Annotated in this window: 13 protein-coding genes; 4 read left to right on the top strand and 9 right to left on the bottom strand. The window is 63.7% G+C overall.

What is annotated here, in order from left to right:
- Nucleotides 1–20 precede the first annotated feature (20 nt).
- Nucleotides 21–956, top strand: coding sequence for a CobD/CbiB family protein (locus F3K02_RS22780; RefSeq protein WP_177138261.1), 936 nt, complete (start codon nucleotides 21–23; stop codon nucleotides 954–956).
- Between the two features lie 151 nt (nucleotides 957–1,107).
- Here the strand turns inward: F3K02_RS22780 and rsgA are convergent, their stop codons facing one another.
- From rsgA to F3K02_RS22765, 3 genes are read right to left on the bottom strand one after another with little or no spacing between them, the layout of a single operon-like run.
- The gene (gene rsgA / locus F3K02_RS22775) at nucleotides 1,108–2,079 is read right to left on the bottom strand and encodes a ribosome small subunit-dependent GTPase A (protein ID WP_177138259.1); all 972 of its coding nucleotides are present in this window, start codon (nucleotides 2,077–2,079) and stop codon (nucleotides 1,108–1,110) included.
- A 32-nt stretch (nucleotides 2,080–2,111) separates the two neighbouring features.
- Nucleotides 2,112–2,432, bottom strand: a complete 321-nt coding sequence (locus F3K02_RS22770; protein WP_177138251.1) for a 4a-hydroxytetrahydrobiopterin dehydratase — start codon at nucleotides 2,430–2,432, stop codon at nucleotides 2,112–2,114.
- Nucleotides 2,433–2,456: 24 nt separating this feature from the next.
- Nucleotides 2,457–3,731 (bottom strand): M48 family metallopeptidase, encoded by a 1,275-nt coding sequence (locus F3K02_RS22765; protein WP_177138249.1) that lies wholly within the window; start codon nucleotides 3,729–3,731, stop codon nucleotides 2,457–2,459.
- 101 nt (nucleotides 3,732–3,832) lie between these two features.
- Here F3K02_RS22765 and orn point away from each other — a divergent pair, with 101 nt between their 5' ends.
- The 3 genes from orn to F3K02_RS22750 all read left to right on the top strand — a co-directional run bounded on the left by orn (nucleotide 3,833) and on the right by F3K02_RS22750 (nucleotide 8,396).
- Nucleotides 3,833–4,441: an oligoribonuclease gene (orn, locus tag F3K02_RS22760; protein WP_177138247.1), complete on the top strand. Its 609-nt coding sequence runs from the start codon at nucleotides 3,833–3,835 to the stop codon at nucleotides 4,439–4,441.
- Between the two features lie 114 nt (nucleotides 4,442–4,555).
- Entirely contained in the window at nucleotides 4,556–6,142 is a 1,587-nt protein-coding gene (locus F3K02_RS22755; protein ID WP_177138245.1) for an inorganic phosphate transporter, read from the top strand.
- A 361-nt stretch (nucleotides 6,143–6,503) separates the two neighbouring features.
- Nucleotides 6,504–8,396, top strand: coding sequence for a DEAD/DEAH box helicase (locus F3K02_RS22750; protein ID WP_177138243.1), 1,893 nt, complete (start codon nucleotides 6,504–6,506; stop codon nucleotides 8,394–8,396).
- A gap of 103 nt (nucleotides 8,397–8,499) precedes the next feature.
- Here the strand turns inward: F3K02_RS22750 and F3K02_RS22745 are convergent, their stop codons facing one another.
- The 6 genes from F3K02_RS22745 to F3K02_RS22720 form a co-directional block, all read right to left on the bottom strand.
- The gene (locus F3K02_RS22745) at nucleotides 8,500–10,464 is read right to left on the bottom strand and encodes an acyltransferase family protein (protein ID WP_177138241.1); all 1,965 of its coding nucleotides are present in this window, start codon (nucleotides 10,462–10,464) and stop codon (nucleotides 8,500–8,502) included.
- 78 nt (nucleotides 10,465–10,542) lie between these two features.
- Nucleotides 10,543–11,685 carry a Gfo/Idh/MocA family oxidoreductase gene (locus F3K02_RS22740; RefSeq protein WP_177138240.1) on the bottom strand — a complete coding sequence of 381 codons (1,143 nt, stop codon included), beginning with the start codon at nucleotides 11,683–11,685 and terminating at the stop codon, nucleotides 10,543–10,545.
- Between the two features lie 107 nt (nucleotides 11,686–11,792).
- The gene (locus tag F3K02_RS22735) at nucleotides 11,793–13,727 is read right to left on the bottom strand and encodes a polysaccharide biosynthesis protein (RefSeq protein ID WP_177138239.1); all 1,935 of its coding nucleotides are present in this window, start codon (nucleotides 13,725–13,727) and stop codon (nucleotides 11,793–11,795) included.
- A 16-nt stretch (nucleotides 13,728–13,743) separates the two neighbouring features.
- Entirely contained in the window at nucleotides 13,744–14,304 is a 561-nt protein-coding gene (locus F3K02_RS22730) for a sugar transferase (RefSeq protein WP_177138238.1), read from the bottom strand.
- Nucleotides 14,301–15,227, bottom strand: coding sequence for a UDP-glucose 4-epimerase family protein (locus tag F3K02_RS22725; protein WP_343067144.1), 927 nt, complete (start codon nucleotides 15,225–15,227; stop codon nucleotides 14,301–14,303). Before F3K02_RS22725 ends, F3K02_RS22730 begins: the two co-directional genes overlap by 4 nt.
- A gap of 5 nt (nucleotides 15,228–15,232) precedes the next feature.
- The gene (locus F3K02_RS22720; RefSeq protein ID WP_177138236.1) at nucleotides 15,233–16,321 is read right to left on the bottom strand and encodes an acyltransferase family protein; all 1,089 of its coding nucleotides are present in this window, start codon (nucleotides 16,319–16,321) and stop codon (nucleotides 15,233–15,235) included.
- Nucleotides 16,322–16,350: the final 29 nt, after the last annotated feature.

Here is a 16,350-nt window from a genome sequence, read left to right as displayed (position 1 = left end):
CCAGACACTATCATTGACCCATGAGTTTCTTCGCCATCCTGATCGCTTTCCTGCTGGAACAGGCGCGCCCGCTCGCCTACGACAACCCGGTGCATTCGGGCTTGCGTGCCTGGGCGCGGCTGGTGCGCCGCAACCTCGATGCCGGGCAGAGTGCCCACGGCTGGCTGGCCTGGTTGCTGGCCGCGGGGGTGCCGGCGCTGCTCGCCGGCCTGGTGTACTGGGGGCTGTGGACGTTCAGCACGGTGCTGGCCTTTGCGTGGCTGGTGGTGGTGCTGTACGTGATGGTCGGGTTCCGGCAGTTCAGCCACCATTTCACCGACATCCGCCAGGCGCTGGAGACCGGAAACGACACGGAAGCCCGTGAGAAGCTGGCCGCCTGGCTGCGGGTGGATGCGGCCAGCCTGCCACGCGCCGAGCTGCTGCGCCAGGTCATCGAGCACTCGGTGCTGGCGGCCCACCGCCATGTGTTTGGTGTGCTGGCCTGTTTTGTGATCTTCTGGGTGCTGGGGCTGGGGCCGTCGGGGGCGGTGTTCTACCGCATGGCCGAATACCTGGCGCGCAACTGGCGCGCCCGACCCGATGGCACGCCCAGCGCCGCCCTGCAGCAGGCGGCTGCCACCGCATGGGCCTGGGTGGACTACCTGCCTGCGCGGGTGACCGCGCTGGGCTTCGCCATCGTGGGCAACTTCGAAGAGGCGGTGGCCAGCTGGCGCGATGAGTCCGACCGCTTTGCGCACGGGAACGACGGCGTGTTGCTGGCGGCCACGTCGGGCGCGCTCGGTGTGCGGTTGGCGCAGCTCGCCGAGGTCGAGGGCGTGGTCGAAACCGTGGAGGGCAGTTCCAGAGCCGAACCCCAGATCGCCCATCTGGCGAGCGCCGTGGGTCTGGTCTGGCGCAGCGTGGTGCTGTGGATGTTGCTGCTGGCGCTGCTGACGCTGGCCCGCTTGATTGGATGAGCTGTAGGGCGGGCCACAGTTTCATCTCGAAGCTGCGCGATTTGCGTCGCACGACATGGTCCAACCGGGGACACCGCCGGGCCGGCTTTGCCGGACGTCTGGTGTCGCCCCCGTGAGGGGGTAGCGCGAAGCGCTGCGGGGGCGGTCTTTCTCAGTAGCTGCGGCGGGCCGAGAGTTCGGCGAACAGTTCGCCGTAGATCCGGTAGCGGTTGTCGCCGATGCTTTTTTCTTTGCTCGCGCGGCCCGCGTCTTCGACGCCCATCACCTGATCGCGCACCGCGCAGCCTGGTTCGTGCAGGTGCGTGCAGTTGTAGAAGCGGCAATGGCCGAGCGTGGCGCGCAGGTCGGGCATGAAGTGCGCGAGCTGCATCGGTTCAATGTGGTTGAGGCCGAATTCCTGAAACCCCGGGGAATCGATCAGGGCGGTGCTGCGCGTCCCGTCCACCCAGTACCAGGTGGTGCTGGTGGTGGTGTGTTTGCCGGAGTTGAGCGCGCGGGAAATTTCACCGGTCAGCGCCTTGGCGTGTGGCACGAGCCGGTTGACCAGCGTGCTTTTGCCCACGCCCGAAGGACCGAGCACGAGCGTGGTCTTGCCCGCCAGGTGTTGCTCCAGTTCGATCAGGCCCCGTTCGGTTTCGGCAGCGGTCTGGCCCTTGAGCCGCAGGGGCAGGACCTCGCAGCCCATGCGGCGGTAGCTCTCCAGCCGTTCCCACGCCTGGTCGAAGGCGGGTTGCAGATCGCTCTTGTTGAGCACGATCAGCACCGGAATGCCCTCGGCTTCGGCGGCGATCAGCGAGCGCGCGAGTTGGCGCTCGGAGAACTCCGGGTCGGCCGCGATCAACACCAGGATCTGGTCGAGGTTGGCGGCAAACGACTTGGTGCGCATCTCGTCCTGCCGGTAGAACAGGTTGCGCCGCGGTTCCACGCGTTCGATGCTGCCCTCGTCCCCGGTGGCCTGCCAGGCCACCCGGTCGCCAACCACCACGGCGTTCTTTTTGCCCCGGGGATGGCAGATGCGCCGTGTGCCATCGGGGCTCTCCACCAGGCAATGCCGCCCGAAGGCGGCGACCACCAGACCGGGCTGCAGCGCACCGGCTGCGGGGGTGGCGGGGTGTTTGCTCAAGGCGTGGGTCCGGTGGTAGGGAGGGCGTGCATTCAGTCTTTCAGCAGCGCGTCGACCGCGGCGGCGCAGAAAAAATCGCTCACCGAGATGCCGCCCACGTCGTGTGTGTTGAAGCGCACGGTGCAGCGCCCAAAGCCGAGCGCGAGATCGGGGTGGTGGTTCTCCCGGTGCGCGATCCAGGCCACGGCGTTGACGAAGGCCATGGTGGCGTGGAAGTCGGGGAAGGTGTAGGTCTTCTCCAGCGCCCCGTCGATCAGTTTCCAGCCCTGGGCGGCGTCGCCATTGAGCTGGGTGAGCTGGGTCACGACCGCGGTGGCGGACAGGGCTTGCCGGTTCTGGTGGATCGGGTTCATGGGCCTTGGGGGCATCAATGTGGATCAGGCCGGGGTGCCGGTGGCGCGCAGGCGGGCGATGCGTTCGCTCGCGGGCGGATGGGAGTAGTAGAAGCGCGCGAACACGGGGTCGGGAGTGAGGGTGCTGGCGTTGTCCTTGTAGAGCTTGAGCAGCGCACTGGCGAGGTCCTGGCCATTGGTTTGCGCCATGGCGTAGGCGTCGGCCTCAAACTCGTGGCTGCGCGACATGCGCGCCATCAGCGGCGACAGGAAATAGGTGAACAGCGGCACCACCATCATGAAGAGCAGCAGCGCGAGGGCGTTGTTGGGCGCATCCAGCGACGGCATGACCCCCAGGCCGGTGTAGAACCAGGTCTGACCCGACACCCAGCCCAGCAGGGCAAAACCCAGCAGGCTCAGGGCGAACATGAGCACGATGCGTTTGAGGATGTGGCGGCGTTTGTAGTGACCCAGTTCGTGGGCGAGCACGGCGTCGATCTCGGCCGGGTTGAGTTGCTGCAGCAGGGTGTCAAAGAACACCACGCGCTTGGCGGCACCAAAACCGGTGAAGTAGGCGTTGGCGTGGGCACTGCGCTTGCTGCCGTCCATGACGAACAGGCCCTTGGCGGCAAAGCCGCAGCGCTGCATGAGCGCGTTGACCCGGGTCTTGAGGGTTTCGTCCTGCAGCGGCTCGAACTTGTTGAACAGCGGGGCGATGAGGGTGGGGTAGAGCACCAGCGCCAGCAGGTTGAAGGCCATCCAGACACCCCAGGCCCACACCCACCAGCTCACGCCCGCGGCACCCATGAGCCACAGCACCAGCGCGGCGATGGGCAGGCCCACGAGCGCACCCACCAGCGCGCCCTTGAGCAGGTCGCCCAGCCAGAGCGAGAGCGTCATCTTGTTGAAGCCGAAGCGCTCTTCGATGCGGAAGGTGGACCACCAGGCGAGTGGCAGCCCGACCAGTCCACCGATCAAAGCAAAAGCGGCCAGCAGGCTGAGCTGTTGCACCATGCCGCCACCGAGCGCCGCCAGCAGGGTCTGGTTCAGCCAGTCGAGTCCGCCCAGCAGCGTCCAGCCCAGCAACATGGCGGCTTCCAGGGCAGTGTCCAGCAGGCCGAAACGGGCTTTGGTGATGGTGTAGTCGGCCGCTTTCTGGTGGGCTTCGGGTGTGATGGTCTGGGCAAAAGCGGCCGGTACGGTGGCGCGGTGCCGGGCCACGTGCCGGATCTGCCGGCTGGCCAGCACGGTGCGCGTGATCAGACCGGCCACGAGCAGGGCGCAGAAAACGAGGGAAAGCATCAGGGCGGGGGATTCCATGGGGGGAGTCTATCCAACACCGCATGCACATGGTGCCGGGAGGGATGGCCCGGACGGGCTCGCTGGCGGGGCGGACAGGCCAATCGGTGAAAATCGGCGGCATGACCGAACACACCACCCCTTCGTTGCCGGCCGCAGAACTTGCCGCGCCGAGCGATACCCCTGTCCTGACCAAGAGTGACCAGAATCTGGTCTGGCTCGATTGCGAGATGAGCGGGCTCGACCCCGAAAAAGAGCGCCTGCTGGAGATTGCGGTCGTCATCACCGGACCGCAACTCACGCCGCGCGTGGAAGGACCGGTGCTGGTGATCCACCAGAGTGATGCGGTGCTGAACGCCATGGACAACTGGAACAAGGGCACGCACGGCAAGAGTGGCCTGATCGACAAGGTGCGCACCAGCACGGTCGACGAAGAGCAGGCGCAGGCCGAACTGCTGGCCTTCATCGCCCGTTACGTGCCCAAGAACGGCTCGCCCATGTGTGGCAACACGATCAGCCAGGACCGCCGTTTCCTGGTGAAGTACATGCCCAAGCTGGAGGCGTATTTCCACTACCGTTGCCTGGACGTGAGCACCCTCAAGGAGCTGGCCAAGCGCTGGCGCCCCGAGGTGTACGACGCTTTCAAGAAACACCAGAAGCACACGGCGCTGGCCGATGTGCACGAGTCGATCGACGAGCTGGTGCATTACCGAACGCATTTCCTGCGCTGACCGGAGCGCCGTTTTCACCCGAATCCAGCCCGCAGCCGGGCTTGGATGGTCCTGCGCAGCGCCCTGGGCCGTCAGGTCGGCATGTCAAAATCGTGTCATTCACGAGAGCTTTTCATGACAAAAAAATCCCGTTCCAGCTTCGTCACCCGCCACATGGATGCGTTGCAGCTGGCTTCCGCCATCGGTTTTCTGCTCCTGGTGGGGCTTTACGCGTCGCTCACGGGCGCCAACGTGCTGGGGCTGTCCAGCACGGCGGTCTGGTTGCTCATCATCTCGGCCGTGGTCGGTGGTTACATGGCCATGAACATTGGCGCCAACGACGTGGCCAACAACATGGGCCCCGCCGTGGGATCGGGCGCCATGACGATGGGCTGGGCGATCGTGGTGGCCGCGGTCTTTGAGGCCATGGGCGCCATCGTGGCCGGCGGCGAGGTGGTGGGCACCATCAAGGGCGGCATCATCGACAGCAAGCAGATCACCGACGCGACGCTGTTCGCCTGGGTGATGTTTGCAGCCTTGCTGGCGGGGGCGCTGTGGCTGCACCTGGCCACGGCCATTGGCGCGCCGGTGTCGACCACGCACTCCATCATTGGCGCGGTCATGGGCGCGGGCATTGCAGCCGGCGGCTGGGGTCTGGTGAACTGGGGCACCATCGGGTCGATCGTGATGAGCTGGGTTATTTCGCCGCTGTCCGGTGGTGCTGTCGCCGCGGCGTTTCTCTACCTGATCAAGCGCAGCATCACCTACCGCAATGAAATGACCGAGGCGGCCAGCCGTGTGGTCCCCTGGCTGATTGCGCTGATGGCCTGGGCCTTTTGCACCTACATGCTGCTCAAGGGTTTGGGGCAGTTGGTGAAGGTGGACTTCTGGGTGGCGGTGATTTCTGGTGCAGGTTTTGGTGGTGTGGCCTGGGCCCTGGTGCGCAAGCCGATTGCGCGCACCGCCATGCGGCAGGACAACAGCAAGGAAGGCGTCAATCGCTTGTTCATCTGGCCTCTGGTGTGCTCGGCCGCCTTGCTCAGTTTTGCCCATGGGGCCAACGATGTGGCCAACGCGGTGGGTCCGCTCGCAGCGATCTATGAAGCGGTGAAGGCGGGCGAGATCGCCACCAAGGCCGCCACCCCACTTTGGGTCATGGTGCTGGGAGCGCTGGGCCTGGCTGCGGGCCTGGCCTTGTATGGCGCACGGTTGATTCGCACGGTGGGCAAGGAAATCACCGAGCTCGACAACATGCGGGCCTACTCCATTGCCATGTCGGCCACGCTGACGGTGATCGTGGCCTCGCAGATGGGCATGCCGGTCTCGACCACCCACATTTCGATTGGCGCCGTGTTCGGTGTGGGCTTTCTGCGCGAGCTGCTGAAGGTGAACTACGCCAAGATGGAAGCGGTGGTTTTTGCCGGCCACCAGGGCGAAGACCGGGCCGAGGTCGAGGCTTACCTGCAGCGTTTTGAAGCGGCTGAAGTGCAAGAGAAAAAACGCATGCTGGCCGACATGAAGCGTCGCGCCAGACTGCACGAAGCGGCTGAGGGCGCAGTGTTCGCCAAGAAGGAGCAGAAGGCGCTGAAGAAGGCCTACAAGAAGGAGCTGGTCAAGCGCTCAGCGGTGTTGCGGATCGTGGCCGCCTGGATCGTCACCGTGCCGGCCACTGCGGTGCTCGCGGCCATCCTGTTCCACCTCGTTGCTGCAGTGCTGGGTTGATGTTTTGAAATATTTCTAGGGTTATCCCTGAAAACCTGCGATAATCGCAGGCTGCGCAGGAAACTGTGCTGATTTGTGCATCTGCCTCTCACACCAGGCCTCCCGATATTTGCGCTGGCTTTTACCTTTCCAGGAAGGTGATCTGCAAGCCCGCCACGGAACACTCCGCTGGCGCCACGGAAGAGGCCATTCGCTCCCGGTGTCATCTGCTTCTGAGCAGGACACCGAGCGCGTTGACCGTTTGATGGTTGATGTTTTGTAACCACGAACGGATCAAGCGCCCAGGAGCGCCCGCCCATGAGGCGGGCATCATCCTTGTGCTTTTTTCGATCAATTGCGCTGTATCTGCGCAAGGACGAACATGAGCGACTCTTTTGAAGCCCGCGGCGATTTCTCGCCCGAAATGATTTCCAACGAATCCGACAACCTGCTGGACCAGCCGGTTGTTCTGGAGACCCCTGACGTTCCCGCTGAGCCCAATGGCTTCGAGTTGCTGGGTCTGGCACCCGAACTCGTGCAAGCCTGTGCCGACCTCGGCTATGTGCAGCCGACGCAGGTGCAAAACAACGTGGTGCCCAAGGCCATGCTCGGCGAAGGCGAAAAGCGTTTTGCCGACCTGATGGTGTCCAGCCAGACCGGCAGTGGCAAAACGGCGGCTTTCCTGCTGCCCGTGCTGCACACCCTGCTGCAGCAACAGGCCCAGGCCGAAGCCAACGAAAAGGCCGAGTTCGAGCAGAGCGTTGCCGACGCGCTGGCCCGTGGTGAAGTGGCTCCAAAGCGCGCCAAGCGCAAGGACCCGACCAACCCGCGCAACTTCAAGGCCGCCACCCCCGGCGCCCTGATCCTGTGCCCGACGCGCGAACTCGCCCAGCAGGTGGCCAACGACGCCATCGACCTGGTGCGCCATTGCCGCGGCCTGCGCATCGCCAACGTGGTCGGCGGCATGCCGTACCAGTTGCAGATCGCCAAACTGCAGAACGCCGACCTCGTGGTCGCCACGCCGGGCCGTCTGCTCGACCTGCAACGCTCGCAGCAACTCAAGCTCGACAAGGTGCAGTTCCTGGTGGTGGACGAAGCCGACCGCATGCTGGACCTCGGTTTTGCCGACGACCTGGCCGAAGTCAACGACCTCACCAGCCAGCGCCACCAGACCATGATGTTCAGCGCCACCTTCGCGCCGCGCATCCAGCAACTCGCCATGCGCGTGATGCACGATGGCGGCAAGCACGTGCAGAAGGTACAGATCGACAGCCCGCAGGAACAACACGCCAACATCAAACAGGTGCTGTTCTGGGCCGACAACGCCGACCACAAGCGCAAGCTGCTGGACCACTGGCTGCGTGACACCGGTATCAACCAGGCGATCGTGTTCTGCAGCACGCAGATCGAATGCGATGGTCTGGCCACCGACCTGCAGCAGGTGGGCTTTGCCGCCGTTGCGTTGCACGGTGCGCTCAGCCAGGGCATCCGCAACCGCCGCCTGATGGCCTTGCGTGGCGGTCAGGTGCAGATCCTGGTGGCCACCGATGTGGCCGCACGCGGTATCGACGTGCCCACCATCACCCACGTGTTCAACTTCGGTCTTCCCATGAAGGCCGAGGATTACACCCACCGCATCGGTCGCACCGGCCGTGCCGGTCGTGACGGCTTGGCGGTGACCTTTGCCGAACTGCGTGATCGCCGCAAGATCGGCGATATCGAAGCCTTCACGCGCCAGCGCATTGCGGTGGAAACCGTCACCGGCCTGGAGCCGCGCCAGCGTGCGCCGATGGCCGAGCCCTTCGGTCGCGGCGGTCCTGGCCGCCCGGCGGGTCGTGGTGGCAACGAGCGTTACGCCGAGCGCCGTGGCCCGGCCCGCGGTCCGCGCTTTGAAGGTCGCAGCGAAGCTCCGCGTTTTGAAGGCCGTGGTGATGCACCGCGCTTCGAAGGCCGTGGTGAACAAGGCCGTTTCGACAACCGCGCCGAACCTGCGCGTTTCGAGAACCGCGGTGGCCCGCGTCCCGAAGGTCGTTTTGACAACCGTTCGGACAGCCGCCCGGCCGCACCGAGCCGTGGTTTTGCCGATCGTGGTGCCCCGGCGCGTCCCGCTGGAAAGCCCAGTGGCTTTGGCAGCTTCGGCCGCAGCGACGCCGGTGGTGATCGCTTCAGCGACCGCGGCAACTCCGAACGTGCGGCCATGCGTGGCGGCGAATTCGCCCCTCGCCGCAGCGAAGGCGGCACAGCGCGCCCGGTGGCGCGTCGCAGCCCGCGCTGATCGACCGTTCCGCAAAAAGGGCGCATCAGACGCCTCAAAAAAAACCGGGTTTTGACCCGGCTTTTTTTCGCGTGAATACCCGACGAGCAGAGGCCAGATGACTCTATTTCGTCTTGAAGATCAGAGGCGCCAGTTGTTCAACGTAGTAGGTGGAAGCGCTGGTGGACAGATGTCCGTAGTCATATGAAAGAGGTTGGCTAGAATCCTCGGACATGCGGGTCAGGCAACCTTGTTCGTTGCAGAAATAATCCATGCCGGAGATGAACTCGATGTTCATCTTCTGTGCCCGCGCCCGCATGCTCGCGGTGGCGGCACGGACGCCGGGATCCAGGAACTCGTCTTTCAACCGCATCGGAGGCCGCTTCATGGGCGGACCTTTTTTCCATTCCTCCAGCAGGATCTGGGGCAGTTGCTTTTTCCAGTACGGTACTGCGCCGAGCATGATGATCCGCGGGACTCCGGCCTTCTTGATTTCTGCCACCGTGGCTTCGAGGTTTCTCAGGTCGTAGCGTTTGTTGTGCCACCAGGAATACAGGATTACCACGTCGGGTTTGGCATCCCGGATGGCCTGGATATTGGCCTCGTTGAGACTTTTGCAGAGGGGGCGGGGTTCGATGCCGAGCACGGACGGGCAAATGGCGGCCGCACGCTCGCCCAGGCCGAAGTTGTACTTGCCACCCGCCTGCAGGGCCTTGAAGCCGGGATACAGCGAACCGGCGTGGGAATCGCCCCAAAGAAACACCAGCGGACGCTTCTTCTCGATGCAGAAGTCCTTGTAATGGGAGGCCGGCAGTCTGAAGTCCAGCGTGCAGTCGCCGTCGCGCCATCCCTCGACGACGGCGGTTTTCCCACCCTTGGACATCATGTTGCGCACGATTTCCGGGAAGCGCTGCTCAAAGCCATCGCGCTGGTAGGTGGCGTAGCCGGACCCCGCCATGACCGTCATGCCGGCACACAGCGTGCCGATCACGACTTTGCGGTTCCATCGGCCAAAGCGAATCGGTTTCTCCACGAGCTGGAAGGTGAGCCAGGCCAACAGCACGCTCAGGGCGATCCAGCCCATCTGGGTTTGCCAGTGCGGCAGTTCACCCGCCTGGATATGGGCAAACGACAGCAGCGGCCAGTGCCAGAGGTACAGCGGGTAGCTGATCAGGCCGATCCAGACAAAAGGTTTGCTGGCCAGGACATGGCGGTTGAACCAGGCCCTGGGGCCGGCGGCGATCAGCAGCACCGTGCCCAGGGTCGGCAACAGGGCCCACCAGCCCGGAAAGTGGCGTTCGGGGTGGATGGTGAGCAACACGATGACCAGCAACGCCAAGCCGGTCCACGACCACAGGTTGTTGCGCCAGTGCCGCTCGGTCACGCTGTCTTCCTGGGTCGACGCCTGGTTGTGGAAGATGGATTTCAAGCCCACACGGTGCACATGCATGGCCGCCAGCAAGGCGCCGACCATCAGTTCCCAGAAACGCGAGACCGGGTTGTAGAAGGCGGCGGTGGGTGAGGACCTGACCAGGGCCAGGTTGATCAGGAACGAAACCACCAGCAAGGCGAATATCCAGCGCAGCGCGTTCATGCGCCAGCGGTGGAGTGCGAACAGTGTGAGTGGCCAGAAGATGTAAAACTGCTCCTCAATCGCCAGTGACCAGAGGTGCAGCAGGGGTTTGTTGGCGGAGTCCGCATCAAAGTAGCCTGCTTCGCCCCAGAAGGCGAAGTTGGAGATGAAGGTGCTGCCCGCAAAAATGTGTTTGCCCACCTGTTTGTAGTCAACCGGCAGCAGCTGGTACCAGCCCATCACCAGCACCGTGGCCAGCACAAGGAACAAGGCCGGGAAGATGCGTTTGATGCGGCGCACATAAAAATCCGCAAACCCGAAGTGCTGTTTCTTCAATCCGCCCAGAATGATCGAGCTGATCAGGTAGCCGGAAATCACGAAGAAGATGTCCACCCCGATGAAGCCACCCCGGATGTGTTCGGGGAAAGCGTGGTGCAGCACCACCGAGACCACCGCAATCGCGCGCAAGCCATCGATGTCGGGGCGGTATTGGGAGCTGTGGGGATCAGAAGACATGGAGGAAAGACAAGCCGCGCAGCGCGCGGCGATTCATGAGCAGAAAAGGCAGCCTCCTGCGAACGGAGGCCGCGGCGGTCAGGCGTAGAGCTTGCGTGCGATGCTCAGCGCGAGCGTGTCCGGCAGCTCGACATCGTCGAAGCTCAAGGTCTGGCCGGCCAGCACCGGTCGGGTGATCACGGCATTCTGGATCATGCCAATGGGCACATGGTTCGGCACGTCCTGGATACGGGCCGCTTCGCCGCGCACCTGGAAACCGCCGATGGCGCGGTCGATCCGGGTGCCTGCGGGCAGGTCGGTTTTGGCAATGCCGACGATGGAAACCGTCGGGGCGATGGAGTTGTTGAGCAACACGCCACCACCGTTGATGACACGGCGCACGGTCTTGATGATTTCGTACTGGCAGAGGTGGAACGGGCGAACCAGCACGTAATAGGGGCCATCGCCCAGCTTGAGGTAGTTCAGCGCTTTCCATTCCGACTTGTCGTGCGTCCCGACAACAAAGACGCCGGCGTTTCCGGGCGAGAGCACATAGTCGGAAATTGCCTGTCCGCGTTCGGCCGCGGTGCGGGCCAGTTCAATGGCTGCTTTGGTGACATCCGCCGACTTCGGGCCTTCCATGCCCTGCCGGGTGATGGTGCCGCCAAAGCCGTTGGCCACCAGCGCCTGCTCGATCTGGATCTTGGTCCCATCGGTGAACGAGGTCGTCTGCTCGACGCTGATGCCCTGTTTGCCAGCCCAATAGGCCATTTCTTCACGGGTCGGGTGGTGGTTGAGGAAGCCTTTCATGTTGCCGTAAACCAGGGGCTTGAAACCCATCATCACGGCTTCTTCGCGCAAGGCTGCAATGGAGCCGGGCTGGTCGCCCTCGGCTTCGGTCAACAGGCCCTTGTCGGCAAACCAGGAGCCGGTGGTGACATGAAACTCCGAATTCATGGTCACCACCGGTTTGCCGGCGCGCAGCGCTGTGTCGATGACATCGGTGGCGTGCAGCACGTCGCCGCTGCACTCCACGATCATGTCGCACTTGTCGAGCAGTTCCTGAACCGAACGGGTGAGCCGCTCGGGAAAGGGGAAGCCTTCGGTGTTGTCGGGGGGACGGCGTGTCAACACGGCTGCAATGTCCAGGTCCGGTGCGTGGTTGTGCACCAGGCGCGCGAAACCGCTGGCGATGAACCCGGTACCCACCAGGCCGATTCGGTGCTTGTTCAAGCTGTTCATGGAAGTCCTGACCGTTGAGTCGCTATGTATTGATAGGATGGGGCCGCACTAGCCATGGTTCCATGGCTCCCTGCAGGCCGGGAAAAAGACTGGGGGATTTCCTGGCCTTACACGCAGTAGCGCAGACGTCGGGCCGGGCTGGCGGCGTCCAGCCCCAGGTCTTGCGGGGTGTAGCCCGAAACCAGCTCGACCAGCAGCGCCTTGGTGCTTTCGACGTCGTTGCTGGCGAGCAGGTTCTCCAGCTCCTGGAGTTTGTCCTGCAACAGCGGCCAGGCAAGGAATTCTTCATTCGCCTTCATGATGCGCGGGTGTGATGTGGGGCGCGGATCGTTGCCGATCAGCAGCTCTTCGTAGAGCTTCTCGCCCGGCCTCAGGCCGGTGATCTCGATCGCGATGTCGCCATCGGGGTTTTCTTCGTCCCTGACGGTCAGGCCCGAGAGTTCAATCATCCGCAGGGCCAGGTCCATGATCTTCACAGGGTCGCCCATGTCCAGCACAAACACATCGCCGCCCTTGGCCATGGCACCGGCCTGAATCACCAGCTGGGCAGCCTCGGGGATGGTCATGAAGTAGCGTGTGATGTCCCGATGGGTCAGCGTGATGGCGCCCCCATCGCGGATCTGGCGCCGGAACTTTGGCACCACCGAACCCGATGAGCCCAGCACGTTGCCAAACCGGACCATCGAAAACCGGGTGTGAGGCGCGGTGGAGGCGAGGGCCTGCAAAGCCATTTCGGCCAGGCGCTTGCTGGCCCCCATGATGTTGGTCGGACGCACGGCCTTGTCGGTGCTGATCAGCACGAAGTCGGTGACGCCATGCTCCACCGCGATCCGGGCGGTGGTCAGCGTGCCCAGGGTGTTGTTCTTGATGCCCTCGATCGGGTTGTGTTCCACCAGCGGAACGTGTTTGTACGCCGCGGCGTGGTAGATCGTGTCCGGCTTCCAGCTGGCCATGACATCCCGCAGACGATCGGCATCCCGCACCGATGCCAGAACAGGCACGAGCAGGGTGGTGTCGTCGGCGAGCTTGTCTTCAAGCTCCTGTTGGATTTCGTACAGAGCGAATTCGCTTTGTTCCAGCAGGATGAGCGTGGCAGGGGCCATGCCCAGAATCTGTCGGCAGAGCTCCCCCCCGATGGAGCCGCCGGCACCAGTCACCAGAACGACCTTGTCGGTGATGTTCTTGCCCAGCAGGATGTGGTTGGGGCTGACGGGTTCGCGCCCCAGGAGGTCGTCAATATCGAGTTCGCGCAGGTCGGAGATGCTGACCATGCCCTGCGCCAACTCACTCACGGCGGGCAGGGTGCGCACCTGCACGTGGGCATCGAGCATCTGCGCGATGAGTTCGTTGCGGCGGTGCCGGCTCACCGATGGCAGGGCCAGCAACACGGTACTGACCTGAAGCGAATTGACGAGGCCCTGCAGATCTGCCGGGCTGTAGATGGACAGGCCATTGAGCACGTGACCGTGCAGGCGGTCATCGTCATCCAGAAAGCCCACCACACGCATTTCGTGGCTGTTGGCCATGGCCGCAGCCAACTGCCGGCCGGCATTGCCGGCGCCATAGATCAGCACTCGGGGCAGCGCAACCAGCTTGAGTTGATTGCGGTAGAGGCCTCCGAGCCAGAAGCGCGCCAGCATGCGCGAGGCTCCGACCAGCAACAGCAGCAGCATGGGTTGAATGAGCCCCACGGTACGCGGCACGCCATTCACACCAAAGGCCGTGAAGACCGTGGCATAGAGCAGCCCATAGACAGCGATCGCCTTGATCATGGTCATCAGCGCTGTCAGTCCCGAGTAGCGGAAGATCGCGCGGTAAAACCCGTTCACGACAAAAATCGGCAGGGCCACGACCAGCGACCCACCGACGGCCCACAAGGGTTGCCAGAAGCCGTCACCGGAGAGCTTGACCCACTCACCCAGGCGAAGGTAATAAGCCAGCCATACGGTGATCACGCACAGCGAGGCGTCCACGCTCAGCACGATGACGCGCTTGGCACGCCGCGGCATGGCGAGTATGGGCAAGGCGAAACGGTTCAGCATCGGAGGGTTCCTGACTTCAGTGGGTGACGCCGTCACGGCGCAGCACGCGCCACGCGGTCAAGAACATGATCTTGAGGTCCAGCCCGAAGGAGTGCGTCCGCAAGTATTCAGCGTCCAGGCGAACCTTCTCGGGAATCGGCAGTTCGTCCCGCCCGTTGATTTGTGCCCACCCGGTCAGACCCGGAACCAGCCGGTCGACGCCATGGTGGGTGCGCAAGGCAATCAGATCGTCCTGGTTGTACAAAGCCGGCCGAGGGCCGACGAAACTCATGTCACCTTTGAGGATGTTCCACAGTTGCGGCAATTCGTCGAGGCTTGTTTTGCGCAAAAAAGCCCCCATCGGTGTCAGGCAGGCCTGCGGATTGGGCAACAGATGGGTGGCCACGGCGGGCGTGTCCACTCTCATGCTGCGAAACTTGGGCATGCGAAAAATGCGATTGTGCTGGCCAACACGGTCACTCCAGTACAGGGCGGGTCCAGGCGACGTCCAGCGCACAAGCAGGGCAATGACCCCGAGCGGCAGCAGCAACAGCAACCCCAGACAGGCCGCCAGCATGAAGTCGAAAACCCGCTTCATCTGGTGAAACCCTGCACCGTGAGCCTCAAACCCTGCTGCAATGTCAAACGGGGGGACCAGTCCAAAACCTCTCTAGTATGCCCGATGTCCACCTGCAAGGACCCGATCAGGCGCTCAATCTGGTGTAACCGCCCGGTCAGACGGCCTGCCCAGCGCAACCAGCTGACCGGAACCGGCAGCAGGCGGGGCTGTCGTCCCATGGCCGCGGCCAGCTCCCGCACCAGATCGGGGGTCGAAACATCCTGATCGTCCGAGGCAAGGAAGGTCTGTCCGGGCGCGTCGGGGTGTCGGGTGCACAACTGCAACAGGTCGGTCAGGTTGCCCAGGGCCAGCAGGGAGCGCTGGTTGTGTACCTGCCCAAATGGCAGGGGCAGACCGCGCGCGACCGCTTGCATCAGGCGCAGGAAATTGGCTTTGACACCCGGGCCGTGCACCAGCGGCGGACGGACCACCACGACTTCCAGGCCGGTGAGTTTTGAAACGGCCCACAAGGCCTGCTCGGCTTCCCATTTAGAGCGACCGTAGGCGTCCTCCGGTGCCGGGGGCGTCAGGCTGTTGAAACGCAGGCCCGGCGCGGTCTGCTCGCCGAGCACCTTGAGCGAACTCAGAAACACCAGCCTTCGGACACCAGCTTGCGCTGCCGAGTGCGCCAGGTGGCGCGTGCCTTCCACGTTCACCCGCCGAAAAGCAGCCAGGGGATCTGCCTCGGTGTCTTGCATCACATGGACGCGCGCAGCGCAGTGGACGATGCAGCTGACCCCCTGCAAGGCAGCGGCCCAGTCGGTGTTGGCGCCGATGTCGCCGATCACGCGGGCCTGGGGCAGGTGCGTATTGGGTGAACGAACCAAGGCGCGGAAAGGCACGCCCTGATCGGCCAGGGCCTGGCAGAGTGCACGACCGACAAAGCCGCTGGCACCGGTCACGGCGATCAAGCCCGGCCCCCGGCGGTCAGGCGAACGGCGCCGGTTTTGCCCAGGCTGGGCGCCAGCCAGTTTTCCATCACGGCGACCACCGGGATCAGGACGGCGGCGGTGACCGCCAGAACCACCAGACCCAGGCCCACGCTGGCCTCGATCTCCCGGATCGGCATCGACAACACCCCCGCGAGCACCACCTTGACCGATTTGATGATCAACATGTGAATCAGCATGATGGACAGGCTGTAGCGTCCGATCCAGGCCAGGAACCGCCCCTTGCTTCCCAGCAGTTGGACAATCGCCAAGACCATGAACAGCCCGCTGAACGCGAACAGGAAAAAGAGTGCGGGGTGCCCCAGCCGGGTGTCTGCCATGGTCACGAAGCCGTTGATCTGGCTGAACAGGCTGATGCACAGGCAAACGACCAACCCGCCCCAGCGCCAGCCGGCAGACGGCCAGCCCGACCGGGCGAGACCCTGGAACGCCACGCCCGTTTCGAAGAACACCAGGCCGACCAGGGCCGGACCGAGGCTGAACGGCAGCTTCATGTGCGGAGCGACGGCATGGGCGCACGCGGTCAACAGCAAGGCGATGAACATCCGCAGCGCGAAGGAGGAGGTCAGGCGCCGGAGCAGATGGCCGATCATCAGGGTGCAGAACAAGGCGATGACAAACCAGACCGGTGTGTTGACCAGATGGCCGTCACCCAGCGATCCGTAAAAAATGCCGAGGAAGGGCGTGAGCAGGCCGTGGTTGAACTGCTCCAGTTTCAGTCCCGAACGGGCCGCAGCCCAGTAACCCGCGAGGTAAAAAAGGTAGCCCAGTGCGGCGTAGCACAGGTAGGGCACCAGCAGGGTACGGAACTTTTTGCGGAAGAAGGCCGGGAGGGCAGGCGGGTCAAAACGGTAGGTCAGACCGGCAATGAAGAAAAACAGCGGAACGTGAAAGGCGTAGATGAAGACATAGAGCGGCGAAGGCTCCGCGACCGAATAAATGTGGCCGATCACGATCAGCACGATGCCCAGCCCCTTGGCCGCGTCAATCCAGTCTATGCGTGGACCCGTGCGGGGTTCGTCGAGGGGACGGGTTACAGGCTGCATTGTTGTGGTGAACTGGTCAGGCCGCTGCC

This window comes from Hydrogenophaga aromaticivorans (assembly GCF_013387465.1).
Classification (GTDB): domain Bacteria; phylum Pseudomonadota; class Gammaproteobacteria; order Burkholderiales; family Burkholderiaceae_C; genus Hydrogenophaga; species Hydrogenophaga aromaticivorans.
Note: the sequence above shows the minus strand (reverse complement) of the source record. Positions and strands in the feature narration are given on the sequence as shown.

Bases quoted from the DNA above. Each gene is read 5' to 3' on its own strand.
- F3K02_RS22740 (WP_177138240.1), bottom strand. From the start codon at position 11,685: ATGAACAGCTTGAACAAGCACCGAATCGGCCTGGTGGGTACCGGGTTC.
- F3K02_RS22720 (WP_177138236.1), bottom strand. From the start codon at position 16,321: ATGCAGCCTGTAACCCGTCCCCTCGACGAACCCCGCACGGGTCCACGC.
- F3K02_RS22765 (WP_177138249.1), bottom strand. From the start codon at position 3,731: ATGGAATCCCCCGCCCTGATGCTTTCCCTCGTTTTCTGCGCCCTGCTC.
- F3K02_RS22770 (WP_177138251.1), bottom strand. From the start codon at position 2,432: ATGAACCCGATCCACCAGAACCGGCAAGCCCTGTCCGCCACCGCGGTC.
- orn (WP_177138247.1), top strand. From the start codon at position 3,833: ATGACCGAACACACCACCCCTTCGTTGCCGGCCGCAGAACTTGCCGCG.
- F3K02_RS22750 (WP_177138243.1), top strand. From the start codon at position 6,504: ATGAGCGACTCTTTTGAAGCCCGCGGCGATTTCTCGCCCGAAATGATT.
- F3K02_RS22730 (WP_177138238.1), bottom strand. From the start codon at position 14,304: ATGAAGCGGGTTTTCGACTTCATGCTGGCGGCCTGTCTGGGGTTGCTG.
- F3K02_RS22735 (WP_177138239.1), bottom strand. From the start codon at position 13,727: ATGCTGAACCGTTTCGCCTTGCCCATACTCGCCATGCCGCGGCGTGCC.
- F3K02_RS22745 (WP_177138241.1), bottom strand. From the start codon at position 10,464: ATGTCTTCTGATCCCCACAGCTCCCAATACCGCCCCGACATCGATGGC.
- F3K02_RS22755 (WP_177138245.1), top strand. From the start codon at position 4,556: ATGACAAAAAAATCCCGTTCCAGCTTCGTCACCCGCCACATGGATGCG.
- F3K02_RS22780 (WP_177138261.1), top strand. From the start codon at position 21: ATGAGTTTCTTCGCCATCCTGATCGCTTTCCTGCTGGAACAGGCGCGC.